At 64.8% G+C, this 1569-nt stretch carries 1 protein-coding gene and 1 pseudogene; both read left to right on the top strand.

The window, feature by feature from the left end:
* The first annotated feature begins 312 nt into the window (after positions 1 to 312).
* Positions 313 to 1023 (top strand): site-specific integrase, encoded by a 711-nt coding sequence (locus FLX08_RS39790; RefSeq protein WP_142625416.1) that lies wholly within the window; start codon positions 313 to 315, stop codon positions 1021 to 1023.
* Positions 1024 to 1366: 343 nt separating this feature from the next.
* Positions 1367 to 1569, top strand: a pseudogene (locus FLX08_RS39785) (SMI1/KNR4 family protein); the annotation flags it as partial.

Genomic DNA, 1569 nt, shown 5'->3' with positions numbered 1-1569 from the left:
TTCAGCTCGCTTCCCTTGGACGAGGACCACGAGCCCGTGTTGTACGAGTCGGTGCTCGTCGTGGGCTGGTTCCAGGCCGACGTATCTCTCCCCGTTGGAGAGGACGCGATGCCGAGGTTCCGGTTGCTGGCGTGGGAGGACCTGGCCCAGGACAGGGAACGCTAAGGCGCTGATCGGACCCGGTATCTATCCGAGCGGTCATACGCATGTCACTCACCAAGCCCACTTAGCTTAGGCACTTGACCTAGTAAGTGGGCTCTCTTGTGCTCAAGGCACTCGATAGGTTAAGTGCCTATCAGTCGAAAGAGGAGGATGCCCGATGGCTCTACAACGTCGATCCCCGTCAGCTTCGACATGGTCTTCCCGCACGGCTGCTACCTCGTCGGTGAGGTGGAGGCGGTCAAGGACTTCGACGCCTCGACCAATGGGCGGGCCGACTGCACCCATGACCGACGCTTCCGCGCCCTGGTGCTGCTCGCCACCTTCGCGAGCCTGCGATGGGGCGAGGTGAGCGCGCTTCGTCGAGGTGACCTCGACCTGGAGGCCGGGACCGTGCGCATCCGAGCGGCCTTCGTCGAGCGCTCCACGGGGGAACTGGTTCTCGGGCCTCCCAAGTCCAAGGCGGGCCGGCGGGCGGTCGGCATCCCCGAGGGGATCATTCCGGCCCTGCGTGAGCACCTGGCGACCTACGTCCAGAACGAGCCGGGCGCGCTCGTCTTTCCCGGCGCCAAGGGCGGGCCGCTGCGGCGTAGCGGCTTCAACACCCGGACGCGCTGGGTCGATGTCGTCAAGGACATGGGCATGCCGGGCCTGCACTTCCACGACCTTCGGCATACGGGCAACATGCTCGCAGCCGAGTCGGGCGCGGGGCTCAAGGACCTCATGGCCCGGATGGGTCACGACAACGTCCGGGCCGCCATGATCTATCAGCACGCCGTACGCGGCGCGGACAAGGTGATCACCGATGCGATCAACAAGCAGCTCCAGGCGCGGGACGTGGCCGACGAGATGCCCGCAGGATGATCCACGGAGCTAATGGCCCGCTAATGGCCCGCGAAGATCAAAGAGCCTCGGAAACAATCAAGGCCCGGGTGGGGATCTACTCCCTGACCTGGGCCTTCGTGGGTGGAGCGGGTGACGGGAATCGAACCCGCGCTGTCAGCTTGGGAATAGGCTACTGATCTTGCCGTGCTGAGCTGGGAAAACAGGGGTGCAGGCCAGGGCTGGCCGAGCGACCATGAGTCTCCGCGATTCACCGCTGGTCGCCGTCCGTTCTGGCACGCATCTGGCACGTGATCTAGCGCTGTGTCAGGCAGCGTCTTTCCCTGGTGAGGTGTGGGCCAAGATGGCTGGAAGGGAGGACAGCATGTCGTCGGTTTCGTCGTCGTGGCGCCGTATCGACGCCTGGCTGGCGGCGCATGCGCCGGTCACTCTGGCGATGCTCAACCCTTCGGCGACCCCGGAAGCGGTGGAGTCGGCTCAGCAGGTGCTGGGGATGCGATTCCCCGACGAACTCACAGAGTCGTTGAAGTGTCATGACGGGGCGACCGATTGGATGAGCCTGTTTCC

This window comes from Microbispora hainanensis (assembly GCF_006874475.1).
GTDB classification, from domain to species: domain Bacteria; phylum Actinomycetota; class Actinomycetes; order Streptosporangiales; family Streptosporangiaceae; genus Microbispora; species Microbispora hainanensis.
Note: the sequence above shows the minus strand (reverse complement) of the source record. Positions and strands in the feature narration are given on the sequence as shown.